Source organism: Nostoc sp. EspVER01, assembly GCF_034530635.1.
Lineage (GTDB): Bacteria > Cyanobacteriota > Cyanobacteriia > Cyanobacteriales > Nostocaceae > Nostoc.
In genome coordinates this window covers 461,759-481,193 of the sequence record NZ_JAVRCS010000001.1, presented here as the reverse complement: position 1 = coordinate 481,193, position 19,435 = coordinate 461,759, and the positions used below count along the sequence as shown (strand labels likewise).

Below are 19,435 nucleotides of genomic sequence, written 5' to 3'. Positions count from 1 at the left end.
CTGTGGTTCGTTAAAAAAACTTTAATCAACAAGATAAATAAAATTAACGCGGCTGTTCATTAACAACCCAGTCTGTTAATTTAAAGTCCGACTTTGCTAAACCCTGCAAGACTAAAAATTTCTTTGTTCCCTCTAAAAGTTTTACACCCTCAGCTGGTAATGGTTCTTCTGAGATTTGTTTCAGTGGGTACGATATTTTGATGATATCGAGGGGATATTTAGTAGTTTGTGCGTGATACTGATAATATTCTTCAGAATTAGCTTTTAAATCCTTGGCTGCTTCTGTCAGAATTCCGTTAAATTTTTTGGGAAAGTCAGGTTGTTTCGCCAAAAAGCTTTCGGTTGCGACAACTAATGATGTCCCTGACAAACCCTGATGATTTGCCGAAGAATCAATCACTGGAAACCCTTGTGATTTCAGAAAAGGCCCCATATCGCTAGAAGTTGCATAAGCTGCTATATCACCACGTTCTAAAGCCGCTTTTGCCTCAGTAGTCATCAAGTGAACAACTTTTACATCCTTGGCAATTTTAGCTTCAGCTAATAGACCCAGCAGGTATCGATGCATATAAGAACCTTTTTGGGTAGCTATTTTTTGATCTTTCAGTTCAGCAAGCGATCGCGCACCATTCTTTTTCGCCACTAACCAAGCGGTTGTATTAAATTGAGTAATCCGCAGCAGTCGCGTTTCCTGACCCCTTGCTCTCAAAACTATGGCTGGTGTATCGCCTAAAGAGCCAACATCTAATTGTCCGGCGACAAGCGCCTCATTTAGATCCGGCCCATTAGGAAATCTTGCAAAAGTAATGTTTTTAAATCCTGCTTTTTGCAACTCCCGATCTAAAATTCCTTTTTTCTTTGCCCAACCAAGTGGCCCTGTAGGTTCTGAACTACCTACATAACCTATACGTAGTGTAGGAATATTATTGGATGCAGCAACATTGTTATTGACATTAACAGCCTCAATGGATTGAGCAGATTTAGTTTCGCCTTGGCTACATCCTGTAGTTACTAACAGTAGGATACAAGCCACTGAAATTGAGAATCTGAAAGTAAATTTATTTTTACTGATATAACTTGTTCCTACTGGTAACGACAGCATGACTATTTTCTCCGCCTATATATACGCTGTGTGTAACTTTTTCTCAGACCTAACCCCCAACCCCTCTTCCCTACTAGGGAAGGGGAGCAAGAATCAAAGCCTCTCTCCCTGTGAGGGAGAGGTTGGGAGAGGGGTTCTAAGGATAAGTTGCACATCACGTTACTATTTCATCTGCTTCAGAATTTGGAATGTTTGATCGGCTTTTGCTGTTGAAGTGCGTTTATGTCCCCAACCAATGTTTTCTCGATAACTACCCAGTAGCCCAACTTCTGCCAATTCTGCTTCGTTAACTGAAGTCGTCACATCGCTCTCTGGTGCAACATAAAGAGCATCAACTGGACAATACAACTCGCACATATAACAGGTTTGGCAGTCACTTTGTCGGGCAATGGTTGGCGGCGCATTAGGTACTCTGTCAAACACGTTAGTTGGACAAATATTCACGCAGATATTACATTTTATGCACCGCGATTCGCTGACCAACTCAATCACACTGCTGCTCCTATTTTAGATAAAGACTTTTCTGTACTTAGCGGCTGACTCTTCACCCAGACTTGATCTAATCCGCCACTAATTAGGTGATGTTGCTGGTTAGCATCTTGTTCTGGATAGTCTTGATGTTTGTGCATACCACGAGTTTCTTTACGTTCAATGGCACTGCTGTACATCCATCGTGCTGTGGCTACCATTGCCGCAGCTTCTCGCGCCCGGATTAGCTCTTTCTCTGATGTTACCTGGCTACTGCGGAGTTCTTGCCAAAGATGATTTAGCTTACCCAAAGACTCGGTTAAGCCTTGTTCTGTACGGAAATAGTTCTTTTCGTAAGGGAATACTTCAGCTTGGACTGCCTGAATAATTTCATCAGTCGCTAAGGTGCGATGCCTTCGGCGGCAAGCTACGCTCCCACTCTCTAATATTACCTCTCCAACACCCTTAACTTGTCGTTGAGTTTTTTGTTCTCCCAAACTGCGGCTATATTCAGCAGCCGATTTTCCTGACCAATAGCCAGAAGATATTGCCCAAGCCGCATTATGACTACCACCGCCAGTAAATCCGCCACAAATTAGTTCCCGTGTAGCGGCATCTCCAGCCGCGTAAAGTCCCCGCACAGAACTGGCACAACTCTCATCTACAATCCGAATCCCCCCCGTACCGCGCACAGTTCCTTCTAGGCGCAGAGTCACAGGGAAACGTTGAGTAAATGGATCGATACCTGCACGGTCAAAGGGTAAAAAGAAGTTGGGCTGTGCTAAACGCATAGATGCCCGCATTGATTCTGCCGCTTTGTCTATGATGGCGTAAACTGGCTGTTGCAGTAATGTCTGAGCAATTATTGACCGTCTATGAGAACTCGCACCCGGAATTACAGTACCGTCTTCGTAGGTGAAGGTTGCCCAATTATAAAACAGGGTTTTGGTAACTGAAGAAAAGGCGGGAGAGATGCCATAAGCATTAGAAAATTCCATACCCGACATCTCGGCCCCTGCTTCTGCCGCCATCAGATAACCATCCCCCGTCAGGACGTTGCATCCTAACGCTTTACTGAGAAATGCACAGCCACCTGTGGCGATAATTGTGGACTGCGATCGCACTATCCATTTCTCACCAGTTTGACGGTTCACACCTGTTGCACCAGCAACAGCACCATCGTCATCAACTAGTAATTCTAAGGCGGGGCTGTTGTCTAAAATCTTGACTCCAGCGCGTTGAATTTGTCGCCGCATCAGCCGCATATATTCTGGCCCTTGCAGCGATCGCCGGTAGGGTTTGCCTTCATCGTCGGTAGGGAAGGGATAACCCCACTCTGCTAACTGATTAATGTTGATATAAGTCTGATTCAGTACCCGATCCATCCAATTGCGATCGGCTAAAAACCCACCCAACGATTCCCGACTTGCCTTCGCTGTTTCCCGTGCTTCTGGATCTGGTGGCACGTACCACACACCATTCCCAGATGCAGCAGCACATCCAGTTGTGCCGCAATACCCTTTATCTACGAGGATCACTCTAGCTCCATTTGATGCAGCACTCCAAGCCGCCCAAGTTCCAGCTGGCCCACCTCCAATCACAAGCACATCTGCTTCTAAGTCGAGTTCAAAATCGTTTGTTAACGTCTTAAGCATCAAGTCTTTACCCCATCCATACTGCAAGATAAATATTTAAAAATCTAGAAATTGTCATCCCTTAATACAGGTTCTCACTAGCTCTGACATCGCATAAATACATTATCTTGATCGATAAACCGTAGTTTATAGCATAATAAAGTCTTTCACAGTTTTCGGCAAAAAGCAAGTATTTTACCAAACAACTTCAAACGTAACTTTATGTAAAATCAACTGAGTTATCTTTCTCGATAGCTTGCTCTGTAATACCAATTTTTTATGAAGCTGCATAGAATTCGATCCCCCCTAGCCCCCCTTATTAAGGGGGGAACTGGAAAAACATCTATCAAAGTCCCCCTTTTTAAGGGGGATTTAGGGGGATCAAGATATGTGCAACTTCACATTAAATTGGTATAACGTCTTTTGTGTAGTTGTCCAATTTTGGTTCACAAAATACTTAAGTTCGAGACGAATAAGACCGTCATTGTTGTAGTTGAAATTGGAGAGCAAATTTTTCAGCGAAGCAAAAAGGGGTACTTCACGACTCAAGAATCCCCGGACTTTTGATTAAACGAATGTAAAAATTTTTATTCAGTCCGGGGAGTGTCAAAGGTTAAAACCTAAAGACAGTACGAACCCAAGCATATAAACTATCAGGATTGCTGGAATCAGAGTCTGGTGCAGTAATCCAGATCAAACCCGGCGTAACCTCAATATTATCTCCGATTTTATATTGGTAAAATGCCTCAACGTGCAGGGAAGTATCTTTGTCTGCTTGTCCCACACCTGCTCCCAAATCTACATTTTTACTAAGCCTGGTGAGTTTCGGCTCCATACCAACTAAAACCCCACCTAGCGCACCTTCACTAAAAAGATCCGGGAATGCTAGTCCTACCGCCCAATCCATAGCATTACCATCTCCGCGTCCCAAATAGCGGTGTGCTGCATAACTTATCCACCCATTGATTGCCAACTTGGGACTAATTTGATAGAACGCCTGTAGACCATAAAGATTACCCACAGTTCCGGTTCCAGCCACGGTGCTGTTTACCAGGTTACTCCCGACTGCTGGGCCGAAGTTTGTTCCACTTAGACCTCGTGTATTCGCTGGGCTATAAGTATTGACATAAGTTGCAGCCACCCGAAAATTCCGATTAGAGGAGTAGTATATTAACTGTGCTAAAGCTAAATACCTGCCTGTAAATAAGCCATTATTAGGTGTGGGATTACCACCGTTTGGTGCGCTGTACGCTATCCCGAATTGAACCTGTTTGCCTAATCGCTGGAGTATGGCAATTCCTGGGCCGCTATCTCCATAGTTATAGACCAAAGACCGCCGTGAAAATCGTGAAATCCCATTAGCACCAGTTGCAGAAGACGATTCAAAATATGGGTTAACGGGGCCAGAAAGACCTATCTCACTAGCTCCATCAGACAGGGCATAAATGTTGACTTGGGTATCTGGATTAGGTAGAAACCGATAGCGAACACCACCGAGAGTAATAGTGTTACGTGCAAAAGTAATACTGGAGTTATCAGCAGTCCTCCCCTCATAAGTTCCTAATAATGTGGATTCAACTCTTGTTTGTCCCAACGATTCAATATTTCCACCTGATAGTGACAAGCTTAGTGAATCTTTACCGTTAAAACTGGTGTTTAGCCGTAAAGAAGTTGAGCCTTGAAGTGTGACATTGCGAGGTGCTTGTCTCTTGGTAACGACGTTATTGCCAGCCAGAAGTGAACCAAGAACAATCTGGGCACGACCTATAAGTTTGGTTGTGGTTGTAAATTGAGTTGCTTCTAACTTCGCATTTCGTGCTTCCAGGCTATCTACGCGTCCCCGAAGTTGGGCGAGTTCTGGAGAAAATTGTTCTTGTAGTTTTTTGATGGTATCCAAGTCTTCGCGTTTGACTAAATCTGTTGTCGAAGTCGCTATTAGTTCATTGAGGCGATCTAAAGCTGCATTCAACCCAGCGGCAAATTCATAGCGCGTTAGGGAGCGATCGCCTTTAAATGTACCATCTGTATATCCTGCAATTACACCGTAGCGCTCAACTAGAGACTGTAATGCTTGAAATGCCCAATCTGTCGGCTTAATATCTGATAGTTGCGAGACGGATGTAACTTGCCCTGCTGCATTGTTTGGAGCTTTTTGCTTAGTTGGCGGTGTAGCTTGCAACAATTGTGATACAGGTATGACTCGATCTTGGAGATCGCTTGGAGCTTTTTTAAGAGTGACTGGTGCAATTAAAGTGTCTACTGTTTGATTGACAACTGCTTCTGGAGCTTTGTTCTCTTCTACTTCAATAGTAGATACATTAGATTTAGGTAATTCAGCCTGACTTTTGGCTGGATGAAAAACCAGGATAGCTAGAATATCTAGCACCGAAAGCAGGAACACTATGGATCTATAATTCCAGCGAAATTTCGACATGACTCCTTAACTCCTCAACCTTAAAGATGAATAAATTAGCCCTTTATTGGACATAAAAGACAAGATAAATCATTGTTCTAATGTTTATAGCTAATGGTTAGAACATCGATTTACCAAAGCTTTAGCTGCTGAAAAAAGCGCAAAATTCTGATAAATATCGAACCCAGTACTAAGTAGTTGAATGTAAAATCCCAAATTCGCAGTGAGCTAGGAATTGTGACGCTTTAAATAAGCCTAAAACCCTCTGAGATTAGACAATAAATGACTTAGCAAAGACTTCTTTATTTTTAAGGTAAACTCAACCACACACTATATGAACTGATACTTCTGAAACATCCTAAAGTCCATTTTTTAGTTATGCTGTACAAAGTTCATCAATGGCTACTGACATTGACGAAAGCTTGATTTCGATTCAAGTGATTATTTGCCAATTAACATTAGTTGAAAACACTATTTTGTAATCAGCTATATTTTGACAGCATCAATCGTTACACAAGTACGATAGTTCTATCGACTTACCGTACTTTAGTAGAATTATCTTTGCATAGAGCTTGGTACAATGCAAGACCTAGTAATTTTCTATGAGGCGAAAATATGTCAAATTTCTTGGTTAAGTCAATTTCTGTAAGAATTCAGGAGTCAGAATAGTTAAAGAATCGTAAATTCTGACTTCTGACTCACCTCTCCTGCCGGAGACGCTGCGCGTAGCTTGCTTCCCCGGAGGGTTACGGCTACGCTCAGGACAGGCTCGGCGACCACCTGGGTGCTGAATTCTTGCCAATTTCTGATGCTGCCGCTGCTAGGCGTTTCTGTAGGTATGACTTTTCTGTTTGTAATTGCGATCGCTTTTAGCTGCATCCTGTTTCTTCAGACGAAAGCCGTGCAACAGTCGTTTTTTGTTGGCTGTTGCACGGCTTTTATAAAAACTCAAAAACCAAGTTTTTATGCAAATTTAGGCATTGTATTTTGATCGACGGACTGTTATCAAAGACTTTTCCTCACAATCTTGAAGTTTTGTAAGATCAGCCATTAGAAATAGTCTGCTGTGATGGTGATGTCTGGGCTATTATCAAACACCTTCACAAAGCTGATATTGATGCTTTCGTTGTAATACCAAGCATTCTGAGGCGAAGAGTTGAGATTAGAACTCCCTTGCACCTGTGGAATACTTTGTCCGGCGATCTTCACACTCTTCAAACAACCTGAAGCACCTTTAGTTTCAGATGGATCGTGCAATACTGCCACAAAGAAATAGGTTTCAAGCTTTGGCGTGTAACCATCATGAACCCGCTTTACATTAATTTCGCGAGTCTTTTTATCAGGGTAACGATGGGTAATCTCAGTCCGACGATATTCATCGTTCGCTTCCTCATCCCATCCAGAGTTCGGTGGCATCTTAAAAGCAGAAGAACGGCTCACACCATCATCTAAGAACATGGTATACTTACCACTCACACCCGGATAGACATTCAGAGTAATCGGATTAGGCTTACCTTCCTTATTCAGCTGTCCTACATATTGTTCCAATTCAATCGTCGGAATGATAGCACCCGCACGCACATACATCGGCACAATGAAGTTAATATGATCGCCTTCCAGATTAAGACTAGCATCAAAATCTCGGATAGTTGTTCCACCCTCAACAACACTCCCAAGGGGCATAGTATTGTTCATAAAACAGTACCAATCGCTGCCGTAGGGAACATAAACATCCCGCTTGCCGTAGTTTTTCTCAATTGATTGAGGTTCCTGGGGATCTAAAACCGGAGCAATCAACAGATCCTTGCCCACAAAGAATTCATTGTCTAGGAAAGCTTCTTTGTCATTGTAGAGGGATTGATCGCCGGGATCGTTAATAAACAGGGGTCTGGATATCGGTAGTCCACTCAGGGAGTTTTCAAACATCCCATCGTAGAACAACTGCATCAGCCGATAGCGCAATTCAATGTAATGCTTGCAAATCGGCAGTACCATCCGGTACAGATTTTGCGGTTCGGGCAGCTTGCCACCCTGATATTGGTTAAACCATTCTACATACATGAATGGTTCTTGAAACTCTTTACGCCCTTTGCGGACATAATGATTCCGAAACCAGGGCAAGAAAGCACCCGCCGCCGTCCAGCGAATCAGCAATTCTGGACTAGCCCATTTGCCTTCATCCACCGCTGAAGCTTCAAAACCGCCAATGTCCTGCCCATTGATAGCTAATCCGCACAAACCAAGAGACAGCACTTGAGAGACATTCATCTTCAGAAAATCCCAGTCGGAAGAGTTGTCACCATTCCACAATCCTGCATAGCGATGGACACCGCTGAAGCTACCGCGTCCAATGATAAAGTTCCGCTTGTTTTTTCTTTCGCTTAAGTTCGGGTATCTGGAATCTTTGATTTCGTGCAGACGGTTTAATCCCTGATACGTGGCTTTGTGAAGATTGTAAGAGTACAAATTCCACACCTTAATCGCTGGAGTTAATGTCGGCTCGGCATCAGAGTGGGAATTATCCGTCACTAATAAACGGAAAGGAAAGCCCTTCATATCCCCACGATAATCGCGGATAGCAGGTGTTGTCATATCCTGCCAAACCATTTCTAGCCCCATCGAATAGAGGTATTTATATTGGGTTCCCCACCAATCACGTACCTCTTGCCGACCTAAATCCGCGTAATGACCAGAAGCCCCTAGCTCATTACCGTTAGAATCGTTGCCGTAGTAAACCCCACCAATATAGGGTTCCCCACTATTGAAACCTTCAACATACCCATTATTGGGAGAGAATTGATGACCGCTACCGTAAAGCTGGTAAATTTTGCTATCAGGATTTCCGGGATCGTAACGTCTGTCTATGACGAAAAACCCTTTGTCCTTAGCCTCAGCGTAAGTTGAATAATTGGGGTCTAGGCGGCTAATCACTGGGGTGATATTGGTGCTGCATTTCACGCCCTGTTCTTTCAAGTTGTGAAACATTTCGTAGGGGTTGGGGAATTTCTCTGTATCAATCGTGAAGGTTTGGTAATTCTTCTGGATATCTACATCGACATGCATACCATCAAGGGGAATTTGGTATTCCCGATGCTTGCGGACTGCCCATTCTACGATATCTTGACGTTCGTAGCCATAACAACCTTGTTGATATCCCAAGCAGTAGCGGGGTTTCAAGCGCGGTCTGCCCACAATTTCGGTATAACTATCTAGGATGTTGGCAGGGTTATGTCCGATAAAAAAATAAAAGTCAAGATCCCCAAAGCGAGTCCCAATCATATAGCGACTGGAGTTGATATAACCGATATCCACTAGGACTTGACCAGTATTATCAATAAAAACGCCAGTGACGCTATCGTGTTCGGGAACGCCATGAAATTCGTAAAAGAACGGTTCTGAGTGGTAAAGAGGTTCTCGGGGATCTAAAGGACCGCGATCGTAAACTTGCCGATACCGCATATTATCGAAGTTGAAATAGTTGACTTGTGCGGTATTTTTGCTTAGAGATTGCCCGCCTTGTTCGCCAAAGCCAACATATTTGGCATTGGCTGGCTTGTTCACTGCCTGGATAATGGCGTAATCATTATTTCCGTTAGGGGTATAGTAAATCGGAGTATCTGCCGTCTGCCAAACAATATACTCTTCATGGGGAGCAAACATATAGACCGTAATTGAAAATGGCTGATGATTGACAACCACTTTCATTTCTGGATTATTATCTACATTCTTCGTCACCAGTTCAATGCCGTTGCTGACATCTTTTACTACTTCAATGTCAAAATGTTCGTGATTCTCGGTCAGTCTCGTCAAATCTTCAAAGTTGTTCAAAAGTACTGAAGGACTATTTTTTGAAGAATAGTCCTTGGCAGTTTTTTTAGGATTGAAGCGCAACCGGAAAGTATCTTTTTGCGGGAACTGTATGAGTATACTGCATGGATTGCTATCACTCTTGCTAAAATTCAGCGTCAAAGTTTTTGAGTCTGCATCGAAGGCATGACTTTTGACTTCTAGAAGCTTCTCCCATTCTTTATACCTACCAAAATACTCTTCTACTTTGAGAAATTTGTAGGCCTCTTTTTCGGAAAAAATTATATTCGACATGATTATGCTCTGGTAGTACAAAATTGTCTCAATCGCTCAGTGATTAAAATCATTCACCATCAGATTTATCTGAATCTAAAGCGAATAAATTCTATTCTTGTTATTATTGAAGGAAATTGTGTGAGAGACTGACTGAGGTAGAGCTACCTTAACTTCCTACCCCAGACTCTCAAGATTAAATAGTGCAATCTGTTGGAGCCAAGGACAAAGGATGTGACTGGTAATTAGCGATCGCCATGTCATAATTTAGTTGGCAATCTCCCTCAATAAAGTTGCTTAGTTTAAGCTTTAGCCAACGGATGATATTCTATTGCCATCCAAATACAATCTGTATCTGCGTAATATTGATGCCACGGATAAATGTATTTGCTGTTTTCTTCAACTTGACAAAATGGCACAGCAGTTGTAAAACCTGGACTCATTAACATGTCTTCATAGAGAGTGCCATAATCTTGAGCTTTGAACTTCTGCATTCTGCCAGTACCAAATATCTCTGTATGGATTTCTATGAAGTCATGCTTGTTGTGTATGAAACAATTGGTGTGTGAGGGGGCAAACCATAAGTTGAGTTTTACGACAAAGCTTTGCTTTTCACTCGGCGTCTTTGCTTGCCTCGTCATGTAATACGGGTCGATCTCTACAATACCCGCGTCATCTTGTGGCGATTTCCATAGAGGTGTATTTTTAGGATAGGCGAGTTCGCTAGTGTCGCCACTATTGGGAGAGTCTTCCATAGTATCGCCTAATAGAACCCAACCCTCTTCCAAAAGAATATTTCCGATATTGGTGGTGTCTTTTACCTCGATCAATATCAGTGCTTGAGCCTTCTCGATGGTTATGTCTTTGAGGATAGTTGAGGAGAAAGCAGGAATGATATTTCTAACGGGCTGACCAACTGAAACATCCCACATATGTGGGTTAACTACAATCGTTTCGTTGTTGATGTAATAATTGGTTACATCAACAACGTATTTCGCATCTATGTGCGAACCGGAAAAGTTTAACTGCTTTTCCACGTTATGTATCAGCGTGCTTGTCATAATTTACTTTTCCTCTGCTCGACAAAATCTACTCACAGCAAACAAAGCAGTTGAGAGCATTCACTTACTGTTTGAATACAAACTGTCGGTGGCACTTGCTCCACCTAAGCTAATTGACACGTGCCCCAGCGGGCATTACTTAAAATTCTCTTCAACACTTTATTAAAAGTTGAATGCAAATACAAGGACAGTTAAGACAGTTAATAAACATTTAATAAATTCTTAATAACTGTATAGTTGCTATGTATTAGCGTGTATTTTCAAACTTGCCCGAAAATATGAGCAGACAACAAGCTTTTATTTTGCGTTGACTCTGGCTTTTATCCTTAGTGCAACTTGCGCTTTTTTCAGTGTTTATCCGTCTCATAGGTGCGGACTTTCCATTTTGTTTCGTAAAAAAATTTTACAAATTATTTAATTCACCACTACATCAAGACTCTGAAAGTACCTGCATAAATTGTGGAACTTATTTATTATTAGCCAACATCTTATCTAACATTCAACAATACAGTTAATTGCATGTTGCTACAATGATTTTTGAATGATTTTTTGTTATAGAAAAAACGTAAAAAATCAGTAATCTTGAACACATTATCTATCTATAGAATGATGTATTTCACATTCTGAAACAATAAGCATACTCAAAAATTTGGTTTTCGCAGGTAATTTTGCCAATAAGTAAAATTAAGGTTTCTCTCGATGAAACCAGAAGTAAACACTTACAAGGCGCAAAAATGTGGGTAATTGACACAAAACTTGTATTCTTCACGACAGCTATTGTTGCAACAAAAGTGTAATGATTATCGGGATTGTGCGTGAGAACGTCAATCTTGTGGGCAGTTATTCTTTATGAATCGTTAATCTATCACTGGCATTTTAAATAATTTCCTGTAAAATGCTGACTATAAACTCCGGCAAATCGATCGATTTGCCGTAGCATGTGTACTTGTACCCTGTCTGACACAAATGCAAATTCTTTGGTTTATTCCTACTGGATCTCATGACGGACGCTATTTAGGCACAGATATTGGTTCTCGTGTTGTCACACCTGATTATTTACAACAAATTGCCCAAGCTGTGGATAGTTTAGGCTACACTGGCGCATTGTTACCCACAGGAAGTTCTTGCGAAGACGCTTGGATAACCGCCGCTGCTTTCATCTCTGTCACCAAGCAGATGAAATTTCTGGTGGCAATTCGTCCAGGAATTACTTCCCCAAGTGTTGCTGCACGGATGGCAGCAACATTTGACCGAATTTCTCAAGGAAGATTGTTAATTAATGTAGTGACAGGTGGAGATCCGGTGCAATTGGCTGGGGATGGCTTGCATCTTAGTCATGACGATCGCTATGATTTAACCGATGAATTTCTCAGAGTTTGGCGGGGTATCGTCAGTGGAGAAACAGTCGATTTTAAAGGAAACTACCTGGATATTAAAGGCGGTAAACTCTTATTTCCACCAGTTCAAAAACCCTATCCGCCCTTGTGGTTTGGTGGCTCATCTGCTGCCGCCAAGCGGGTTGCTGCTAAACATATAGATGTTTACCTGACTTGGGGTGAACCTCCACAACAAGTGGGCCAAAAGATTGCCGAAGTTAAGAAATTGGCGGCTGAACAAGGCAGAACAGTCCGTTTTGGGATTCGCTTGCATGTAATTGTGCGAGAAACCGAGTCAGCTGCTTGGGATGCAGCCAATGAGCTAATTAAGTATGTCGATGAGGATGCGATCGCTAAAGCTCAGAAAGACTTAGCTCAATCTGATTCTGAAGGACAGCGGCGCATGAGTCAACTACATAGTGGTAGTCGAGCAGCCTTAGAGATTAGCCCCAACCTCTGGACAGGAATTGGATTAGTGCGGGGTGGTGCTGGTACAGCCTTAGTTGGAGATCCCGACACCGTTGCTGCTAGGATGCTGGAATATCGCAATTTGGGGATAGAAACATTCGTTTTCTCTGGGTATCCCCATTTAGAAGAAGCGTATCGCACCGCTGAATTATTATTTCCACGTCTACCTTTGCAGAATGAACCTGCACCTTTAACGCCAGCAGTCTTAAGTCCTATTGGCAAAGATTTCGCCAATGAAAAAATTGCGAAACAATTAACAAGTGCTTCATGACTTAATAATTCGTAATTCGTAATTAAAGAGCAAGTTGCGAATTATGCCAACGATGCTTCTAGATTAATCCTTGTGGACAATCTAAAATCCCAAATCCCATGACTATTTCTCTTAAACAGACCAAAAGCAACAACAATATAATATTTCTGAACGGCTTGTGGGAAAACCAACAATTCCAGAAATTAGTTCCTTGGATTGTACCTGTTACCGTACTAGTTCTTTGGGAATTTGCTTCCAGAACTGGCCTACTTTCCAGCAGGATTTTACCAGCACCAAGTGGTGTAATTGCTACAGCGATTAAACTAGGATCGACTGGAGAACTGTTCCAACATATAGGAATTAGTGCTGGGCGGGCGATATCTGGTTTTATAGTTGGTGGCAGTATTGGCTTTAGTTTAGGATTGCTCAATGGCTTTTCCCGTGTAGCAGAAAAGTTATTGGATAGTTCCTTACAAATGCTTCGTACTATCCCTAATTTGGCATTAATTCCGCTAGTGATTCTCTGGTTTGGTATTGGCGATCAAGCTAGATTATTTCTAGTGTCTATGGGGGTATTTTTCCCATTATATCTCAATACATTTCATGGCATCCGCAGTGTTGACCCTGGACTGATTGAAATGGGAAAAGTCTATGGATTAAAAACACCACAACTTCTGTGGCAAATAATTTTTCCAGGAGCTTTGTCTTCGATTCTCGTTGGTGTCCGTTTTTCCTTGGGGATTATGTGGTTGACACTAATTGTGGCAGAAACGATCGCGGCAGATTCTGGTCTTGGTTATATGGCAATGAATGCCCGTGAGTTTATGCAAACCGATGTTGTGGTTTTAAGTATTGTAATCTATGCACTGCTGGGTAAATTAGCAGATGCTGTCGCCAGAGGATTAGAAACAAAATTCTTGGCTTGGAACCCCAATTACCAAAAGTCATAAATACTAAACTCACCAGACTCAAAGGTTGAAAATTCCTGATTTTAACTTTTGAATTCTATTAATTTTGACTGTGATTTGCTTTCTTCAACGTCTGATCAATCAAATAAATAATAATTCCAGTTGTTCTCGAAAAGGAGGTTTTGCAAGTGAGTTCAAATGTACAGGGTACACAATTAAGTATTTTGGATTTGACGAAAGCTTTTGGTAATAAAACTGTTTTAAACTCGCTGAATTTAGAAGTTGAAGCAGGTGAGTTTGTCGCTATTGTTGGACGAAGTGGTTGTGGCAAGAGTACTTTATTGCGTCTGGTGTCAGGATTAGATAGAGCAACTTCAGGCGGAATACTATTGGATGGAGAACCACTGCGTAGACTCAGCCGCTCCGTAACAGTGATGTTTCAAGATCCCCGCTTGCTGCCGTGGAAGCGCGTTGTTCAGAACGTGGGGTTGGGCTTAGAAGGTAATTGGCGTGAAAAAGCTTTGTGGGCACTCAATAAAGTCGGACTCAAAGATAGGGCTGATGAGTGGCCTTATATTTTGTCTGGAGGACAACGGCAACGGGTATCATTGGCCAGAGCGTTAGTTAGTCAGCCCCGTTTGTTGTTGCTAGATGAACCTTTGGGAGCATTGGATGCTCTAACTCGGTTAGAGATGCAGGGTTTGATTGAAAACTTATGGCAAGAACGAAGATTTACTGCATTTTTGGTTACTCATGATGTAGAAGAGGCTGTGGCGTTAGCAGACCGAGTGATAGTGATTGATGAAGGAAAGATTTCTATGGATTTGCCTGTGAGACTTTCACGCCCACGGGATAGAAGTAGCGAAGTGTTTATCAATATCAGAGAAGCAGTTTTAGAGCAAGTAATGAGCAATGAAAGTACTCGGCTAAACAACCAGTTATTACAGCTGAGTAGTTGAAATTTAAGCTTTTTGTAGTCAATCAATATTAAACTTGAGGTAGCTGCGGTAAATATGCTACTTCGAGATTAAAACTTGCCTATACCAATAAAGAATATTTATGAATACTCAAAATACCTCTTAACTCTACTCTCTGCCAGTCTGGGGGATTTTTTATATATTCACGATCTAGACAAACTAAAATATAATAATCTTAATCTATATTGCTTTATTGACACAAATATCTATCATTTACATTGAATCTAATGATCGTCAAAAAATTAACAAAGTATGATGCAGAAGATTATAGACAGATCAGACTAGAAGCTTTAGATAAAAATCCAGATTCATTTGGCACAACATATCAAGAAGAAGTAATTAAGACGATAGAACAATTTCGGGATAGAATTCCAGCAGATAACAATAATTTTATTTTGGGATATTTTGAGGATAAAAATTTAATTGGGATAGTCGCATTTCATCAAGAATCAAGAATAAAACTCAGGCATAAAGCATATATTAGTAGCATGTATGTTCAACAAGAATATCGGGGAAAGGGTGTAGGTAAATTATTATTAAATGAATTAATTGAAAGAGCAAAAGCTATTAATGAGGTGGAAATTTTATTAATTGATATTGTTAAAAGCAACTTTTTAGCAAAACCACTTTATTTATCATTGGGCTTTCAAATATATGGAACAGAGAAAAGAGCGTATCAATATAATAACCAATATTTTGATCTAGAGTTTATGTATTTACAGATTAAATAATCGTTCCTAATTCCATTCTGAATTCTGACTCACCTCGACTCCTTTCGACTTCTCTACGAGACGCTACGCGTTAGCGGAGCTTTCGCTTTAGCGATACGCTCAAGGCAAGTCGCTCGGCGACCACCTGACTCCTGAATTCTTACAAATAATCAGCCTTGAAATATTACTAAATATCATCATAATTTGTGCCAATAAAAAATGGCACTCAGTTTTGTCAAACATAGGCAATTTCCAGAGATATAGAATTCCTATTTGATTTGTGAACAAGACTCAGTACGGATCTATCCATTCTTTCCTGTTCGCTGTCCTCTATTCCCTGTGCCCTGTCTACGCAACCAAATTCAGGAATCAAACCGGATTCCTATAGCCTTGTCAATAAAGAAGAGGTAATCTACAATGAAGCTCATTTTGCCGCTCGATCTGGTTACTGACATTGAGCCACATCTACCATCCAATACACAGATTGTACGAGTAGATGAGGTGCTGCCGATTGAGTTGCACAATCCAAAATCCAAAACTAAAAATGGAATTAGGGAGTAGCTAATGGTGAAACTAATTTTACCCGATCATCTCATTGCAGATATAAAGCCATACCTACCATCTAATATAGATGTAGTAGAGGTGGATAGTGAAGGTAATCTCGATGGTGATGCCAGTGATGCAGAGATTTATGTCAATGGATTTTACCTGAGAACCTCTACCCTTGACAAAGTACTGACAGCAGCACCCGCGCTGCGTTGGCAACAGTCACCAAGTGCTGGCGTGAATCACATCCTCACACCAACTTTTTTGCAAAAGGACATTATCCTCACTAATGGTGCAGGGGTTCATGCAATTCCAATTTCGGAATTTGTACTCGCATTTATGCTCTATCACGCCAAGAATCTGCGGAAATTGCAAACTTTGCAGAATGAACACACTTGGGTAAGAGGAGTGTTTCTCGAAGAGTTGGCAGACGCGACTTTATTAATTCTCGGCACAGGAAATATCGGTCAAGCGATCGCTTCTCGTGCCAAAGCCTTTGGAGTTACAGTGTGGGGTAGTCGCCGCCATCCTGAACCCCTACCGAATTTTGACAAAGTTGTGGGTGCTGATGAGTGGCGATCGCTCCTCCCACACGTAGACTATGTAGTTGTTGCTACACCACTAACCCCAGAAACTAAAGGCTTGATCGATGAAACTGCATTGCGCTCTATGCGTCAGTCTGCTTACCTAATTAATATTGCTCGTGGTGCGATCGTAGATGAAGCTGCATTGCTTACCGCACTACGTGAGGGATGGATTGCGGGTGCTGGATTAGACACTGTTGCAACCGAACCTCTGCCGCCAGAAAGTCCCTTATGGTCGCTACCGAATGCCTTTATCACTCCCCATTGTTCAGCCTTGTCGCCACGCCTCAGAGAACGCATAGCACAACTATTTATCGACAATCTTCAACGCTACCAAACTGGTCAGCCCTTGCGGAATGTTGTAGATAAGCAAGCAGGATACTAAATATTGGGTATTGGGCATGGGGTACAAGAAAGAAGCAGAGGGGCAGAGGAGCAGAGGGGCAGAGGGGATAAAATTTACTGTAACTTCTCCTCTGCTTCCCTGTCTCCCCTGCTCACAATCACTTAATTTTCAGCACTGACTTCCCTAATGACTGGCAAATAACATCATTCTGCGGCGTATGTATACGGCTGCACAAAACGTCACGGTAGTGACGCTCTAAAGGATTTCTTTTTAATAAACCAGGATTACCAGTTAGTTCTAAGGCAATTTCTACAGCACGAATTGAGTTGGTTGTGGTGAGGTATTTAACAGCCTGTGCCTGTAATCCTAGGTTAGGCTCATATTTGCCCTTGTCAATATCTTGAGCCAAACTATAAATCAATCTATTATTAGCAAACAGCAGTGCTTCCATCTCACCCACGGCAGTTTGGAAGCGTGGCAGAGTTGCCAGTGGCTCTTGGAGATTAGAAGGCGATCGCTCCCAAAGATATTTAACAAGCCAGTCTCGCGCACTACTAGCAACACCGAGATATAAGGCACTCACTGTCAAACTGCCCCAAGTGGAAATCAGTGGATCAAAAGATGGCGCAGCAGATATGGGGTTGATATTGAGAGCATACTCTGAGGGAATTAATACATTCTTTAAAATGAGATCGTGGCTGCCTGTAGCTCTCATTCCCAAGTGATCCCAGGTTTCGACAATTCGCAAACCTGGCAGATCGCGCGGAACTAGAAAATTCCCAACTTGTGGTTCATCTTCAGTTGTCCGTGCCCAAACAACAAAATAGCTGAGGATAGGACTGCCCGTGGTGTATTGCTTATGTCCTGTTAAACGCCAGCCATCTGCTGTTCGTTCGGCAATTGTTGCAGGTAATCCGCCTCTCGCTGGCGTTCCTAACTCTGGTTCAACACGGGCAGCATTCAGCAGGGCAATACCTTCAATTGATTCACGACACAGCCGCCTATATACTTCTGGATGCCAGCGACGGCTACGGGCTGCATGAGCATGTTGAAGATAGTGCATTGTCAGTACTAATGCGGTCGAAGCATCACCACGCGCTATCCCTTCAATCACCCGGCAGATAGTTGCCAACCCCAAATCCTGTCCACCGAATTCACGGGGAATGGTGAGGTTGAGCAATCCTGCCTCATGCAAAGCTGTAAAATTCTCGAAGGGAAAGGAAGCATCTCTATCGTGTACCCCTGCACGGGTGGCAAAATCTTTGGACAGAGCCTCAACTCGGTCGAAAATATTGGGGAGAGTTTCTAAGCCTTGGGCTACAAAGGTGTCTGGCACTGCTTGCTCCAACTGTGACATAAATACTCCTTCGTAATTCACTGTACTACTAAATCAGAGATGTTTTTCAATATGGAAGCATCTCAAGTTTGCAGGAACATCAAAATTTTTCCCATGACGGCAGTCTCCCCTCAATCTGCAATCCTCATTACCCAGACTGTATACTTCTAGCGCTTGTGGAATACTACTTAAAATCGACCGAGATTTAGTAATTAATTATCTCAGTTAAGTATGACACAAACTCCTTTCATAGAGCAAGCCAAGCAAAAAATTCAGCGATCGCCCCACAACTTAGGAACTGAATTCCCTACTGGTCTTTTAAGCTAATCATTATTCAAATTAAATCTCCGCATTTGGAACGAAGCACGGAGAAACAAGCGTTTAAATATTCTCTGTTGAGAGTAATATAAAGATCCCTAGATAATGCAGGGATAATTTTCTCATCAAGTAGATTTTCTAATGGATAAATATACAGCAACAACATTGGCGATCGCAAGCAAGGTGATATTGGTTGCTTTTATAGCGGTTCCTCTGCTACTGAGGTATAACTAGACTTCATATATAAATTTTTTAACTTTGAAGATGTACCCGATCTGAGTGAGAACCGCTATGGATGATTTCCTATATTTAACCAAATCTATGGTGTCACAATTTCATCAGAGCACTAGCTTTATAACCACCATTCAATTTATCCATTTACTACTTGACTTGATCGCATCGCAATCTTAGGTTTTAAAAGACGAATTTGCGATTTATTGTCATTTTTTGAACTATAGGCTCATTTAAAATTATGCTTATTTCTCAACTTCTATCAAGCTGCAATATGTATTGCTGCTATGCCCTTGATAGGAAAAATGCTAAGATTGCCGTAGTTAACTAGTGTGTGTGCCGGATCACAACATTAATGTGTTTTACCTCACAGCTAATTTAAACAACTTAATTGTCACCTTTAAGCAAACAATAGTCGCCGTTATGGCTACCATCATGTTATGCAGCCTAGCTATTTAAAGATTTAATGTATAAATGGTTGTGAAATATATTTTTTTTGTTAAAAATCATCTATTAGGTGACTTGTCAGAAAATTTACATTAAGAAACTACTAAAATATCTAAATTTAAGTGCTAAGGAGTGTAAGCTAATTATGTAAATATCATGTTTGTATGTAAATATGATGAT

The 19,435-nt window shown here is 41.8% G+C and carries 13 protein-coding genes; 6 read left to right on the top strand and 7 right to left on the bottom strand.

All coding sequences use genetic code 11. From position 1 onward, the window contains the following. Positions 1-43: 43 nt before the first annotated feature. From RMX69_RS01885 to RMX69_RS01870, 4 genes are all read right to left on the bottom strand, one after another. Entirely contained in the window at positions 44-1,102 is a 1,059-nt protein-coding gene (locus RMX69_RS01885) for an ABC transporter substrate-binding protein (protein ID WP_322636314.1), read from the bottom strand. Positions 1,103-1,264: 162 nt separating this feature from the next. Beyond that, a complete protein-coding gene (locus RMX69_RS01880; protein ID WP_289799651.1) occupies positions 1,265-1,594 on the bottom strand; it encodes a 4Fe-4S dicluster domain-containing protein in 330 nt (109 codons plus the stop codon). Then, entirely contained in the window at positions 1,591-3,225 is a 1,635-nt protein-coding gene (locus RMX69_RS01875) for an FAD-binding protein (protein ID WP_322636313.1), read from the bottom strand. Before RMX69_RS01875 ends, RMX69_RS01880 begins: the two co-directional genes overlap by 4 nt. Before the next feature lie 592 nt (positions 3,226-3,817). Continuing rightward, entirely contained in the window at positions 3,818-5,638 is a 1,821-nt protein-coding gene (locus RMX69_RS01870) for an iron uptake porin (RefSeq protein WP_322636312.1), read from the bottom strand. 817 nt (positions 5,639-6,455) lie between these two features. On the opposite strand from RMX69_RS01870, the gene RMX69_RS01865 reads away from it, so the two are divergent. Further along, entirely contained in the window at positions 6,456-6,608 is a 153-nt protein-coding gene (locus RMX69_RS01865) for a hypothetical protein (protein ID WP_322636310.1), read from the top strand. A gap of 59 nt (positions 6,609-6,667) precedes the next feature. Here the strand turns inward: RMX69_RS01865 and RMX69_RS01860 are convergent, their stop codons facing one another. After that, positions 6,668-9,718, bottom strand: coding sequence for a TIM-barrel domain-containing protein (locus RMX69_RS01860; RefSeq protein WP_322636309.1), 3,051 nt, complete (start codon positions 9,716-9,718; stop codon positions 6,668-6,670). Positions 9,719-9,999: 281 nt separating this feature from the next. Continuing rightward, on the bottom strand, positions 10,000-10,758 hold the full coding sequence (locus tag RMX69_RS01855; RefSeq protein ID WP_322636308.1) for a hypothetical protein: 759 nt from the start codon (positions 10,756-10,758) through the stop codon (positions 10,000-10,002). 966 nt (positions 10,759-11,724) lie between these two features. Between RMX69_RS01855 and ssuD the strand changes: the two genes are divergently transcribed. The 5 genes from ssuD (at position 11,725) to RMX69_RS01830 (ending at position 16,962) form a co-directional block, all read left to right on the top strand. Then, the gene (gene ssuD, locus RMX69_RS01850; protein WP_322636306.1) at positions 11,725-12,873 is read left to right on the top strand and encodes an FMNH2-dependent alkanesulfonate monooxygenase; all 1,149 of its coding nucleotides are present in this window, start codon (positions 11,725-11,727) and stop codon (positions 12,871-12,873) included. A gap of 98 nt (positions 12,874-12,971) precedes the next feature. Further along, entirely contained in the window at positions 12,972-13,802 is an 831-nt protein-coding gene (ssuC, locus tag RMX69_RS01845) for an aliphatic sulfonate ABC transporter permease SsuC (RefSeq protein WP_289799657.1), read from the top strand. A 146-nt stretch (positions 13,803-13,948) separates the two neighbouring features. Beyond that, entirely contained in the window at positions 13,949-14,719 is a 771-nt protein-coding gene (locus RMX69_RS01840) for an ATP-binding cassette domain-containing protein (protein WP_289799658.1), read from the top strand. A 245-nt stretch (positions 14,720-14,964) separates the two neighbouring features. Beyond that, a complete protein-coding gene (locus tag RMX69_RS01835; protein ID WP_289799659.1) occupies positions 14,965-15,468 on the top strand; it encodes a GNAT family N-acetyltransferase in 504 nt (167 codons plus the stop codon). Positions 15,469-16,011: 543 nt separating this feature from the next. Then, entirely contained in the window at positions 16,012-16,962 is a 951-nt protein-coding gene (locus tag RMX69_RS01830) for a D-2-hydroxyacid dehydrogenase (protein ID WP_289799661.1), read from the top strand. A gap of 118 nt (positions 16,963-17,080) precedes the next feature. On the opposite strand, the gene RMX69_RS01825 is transcribed toward RMX69_RS01830, so the two are convergent. Further along, a complete protein-coding gene (locus RMX69_RS01825) occupies positions 17,081-18,280 on the bottom strand; it encodes an acyl-CoA dehydrogenase family protein (RefSeq protein ID WP_322636304.1) in 1,200 nt (399 codons plus the stop codon). Positions 18,281-19,435: the final 1,155 nt, after the last annotated feature.

Coding starts and splice junctions, on each gene's coding strand:
- RMX69_RS01885 (WP_322636314.1), bottom strand. CDS start 1,102: ATGCTGTCGTTACCAGTAGGAACAAGTTATATCAGTAAAAATAAATTT.
- RMX69_RS01875 (WP_322636313.1), bottom strand. CDS start 3,225: ATGCTTAAGACGTTAACAAACGATTTTGAACTCGACTTAGAAGCAGAT.
- RMX69_RS01870 (WP_322636312.1), bottom strand. CDS start 5,638: ATGTCGAAATTTCGCTGGAATTATAGATCCATAGTGTTCCTGCTTTCG.
- RMX69_RS01865 (WP_322636310.1), top strand. CDS start 6,456: ATGACTTTTCTGTTTGTAATTGCGATCGCTTTTAGCTGCATCCTGTTT.
- RMX69_RS01860 (WP_322636309.1), bottom strand. CDS start 9,718: ATGTCGAATATAATTTTTTCCGAAAAAGAGGCCTACAAATTTCTCAAA.
- RMX69_RS01855 (WP_322636308.1), bottom strand. CDS start 10,758: ATGACAAGCACGCTGATACATAACGTGGAAAAGCAGTTAAACTTTTCC.
- ssuD (WP_322636306.1), top strand. CDS start 11,725: ATGCAAATTCTTTGGTTTATTCCTACTGGATCTCATGACGGACGCTAT.
- ssuC (WP_289799657.1), top strand. CDS start 12,972: ATGACTATTTCTCTTAAACAGACCAAAAGCAACAACAATATAATATTT.
- RMX69_RS01835 (WP_289799659.1), top strand. CDS start 14,965: ATGATCGTCAAAAAATTAACAAAGTATGATGCAGAAGATTATAGACAG.
- RMX69_RS01830 (WP_289799661.1), top strand. CDS start 16,012: ATGGTGAAACTAATTTTACCCGATCATCTCATTGCAGATATAAAGCCA.
- RMX69_RS01825 (WP_322636304.1), bottom strand. CDS start 18,280: ATGTCACAGTTGGAGCAAGCAGTGCCAGACACCTTTGTAGCCCAAGGC.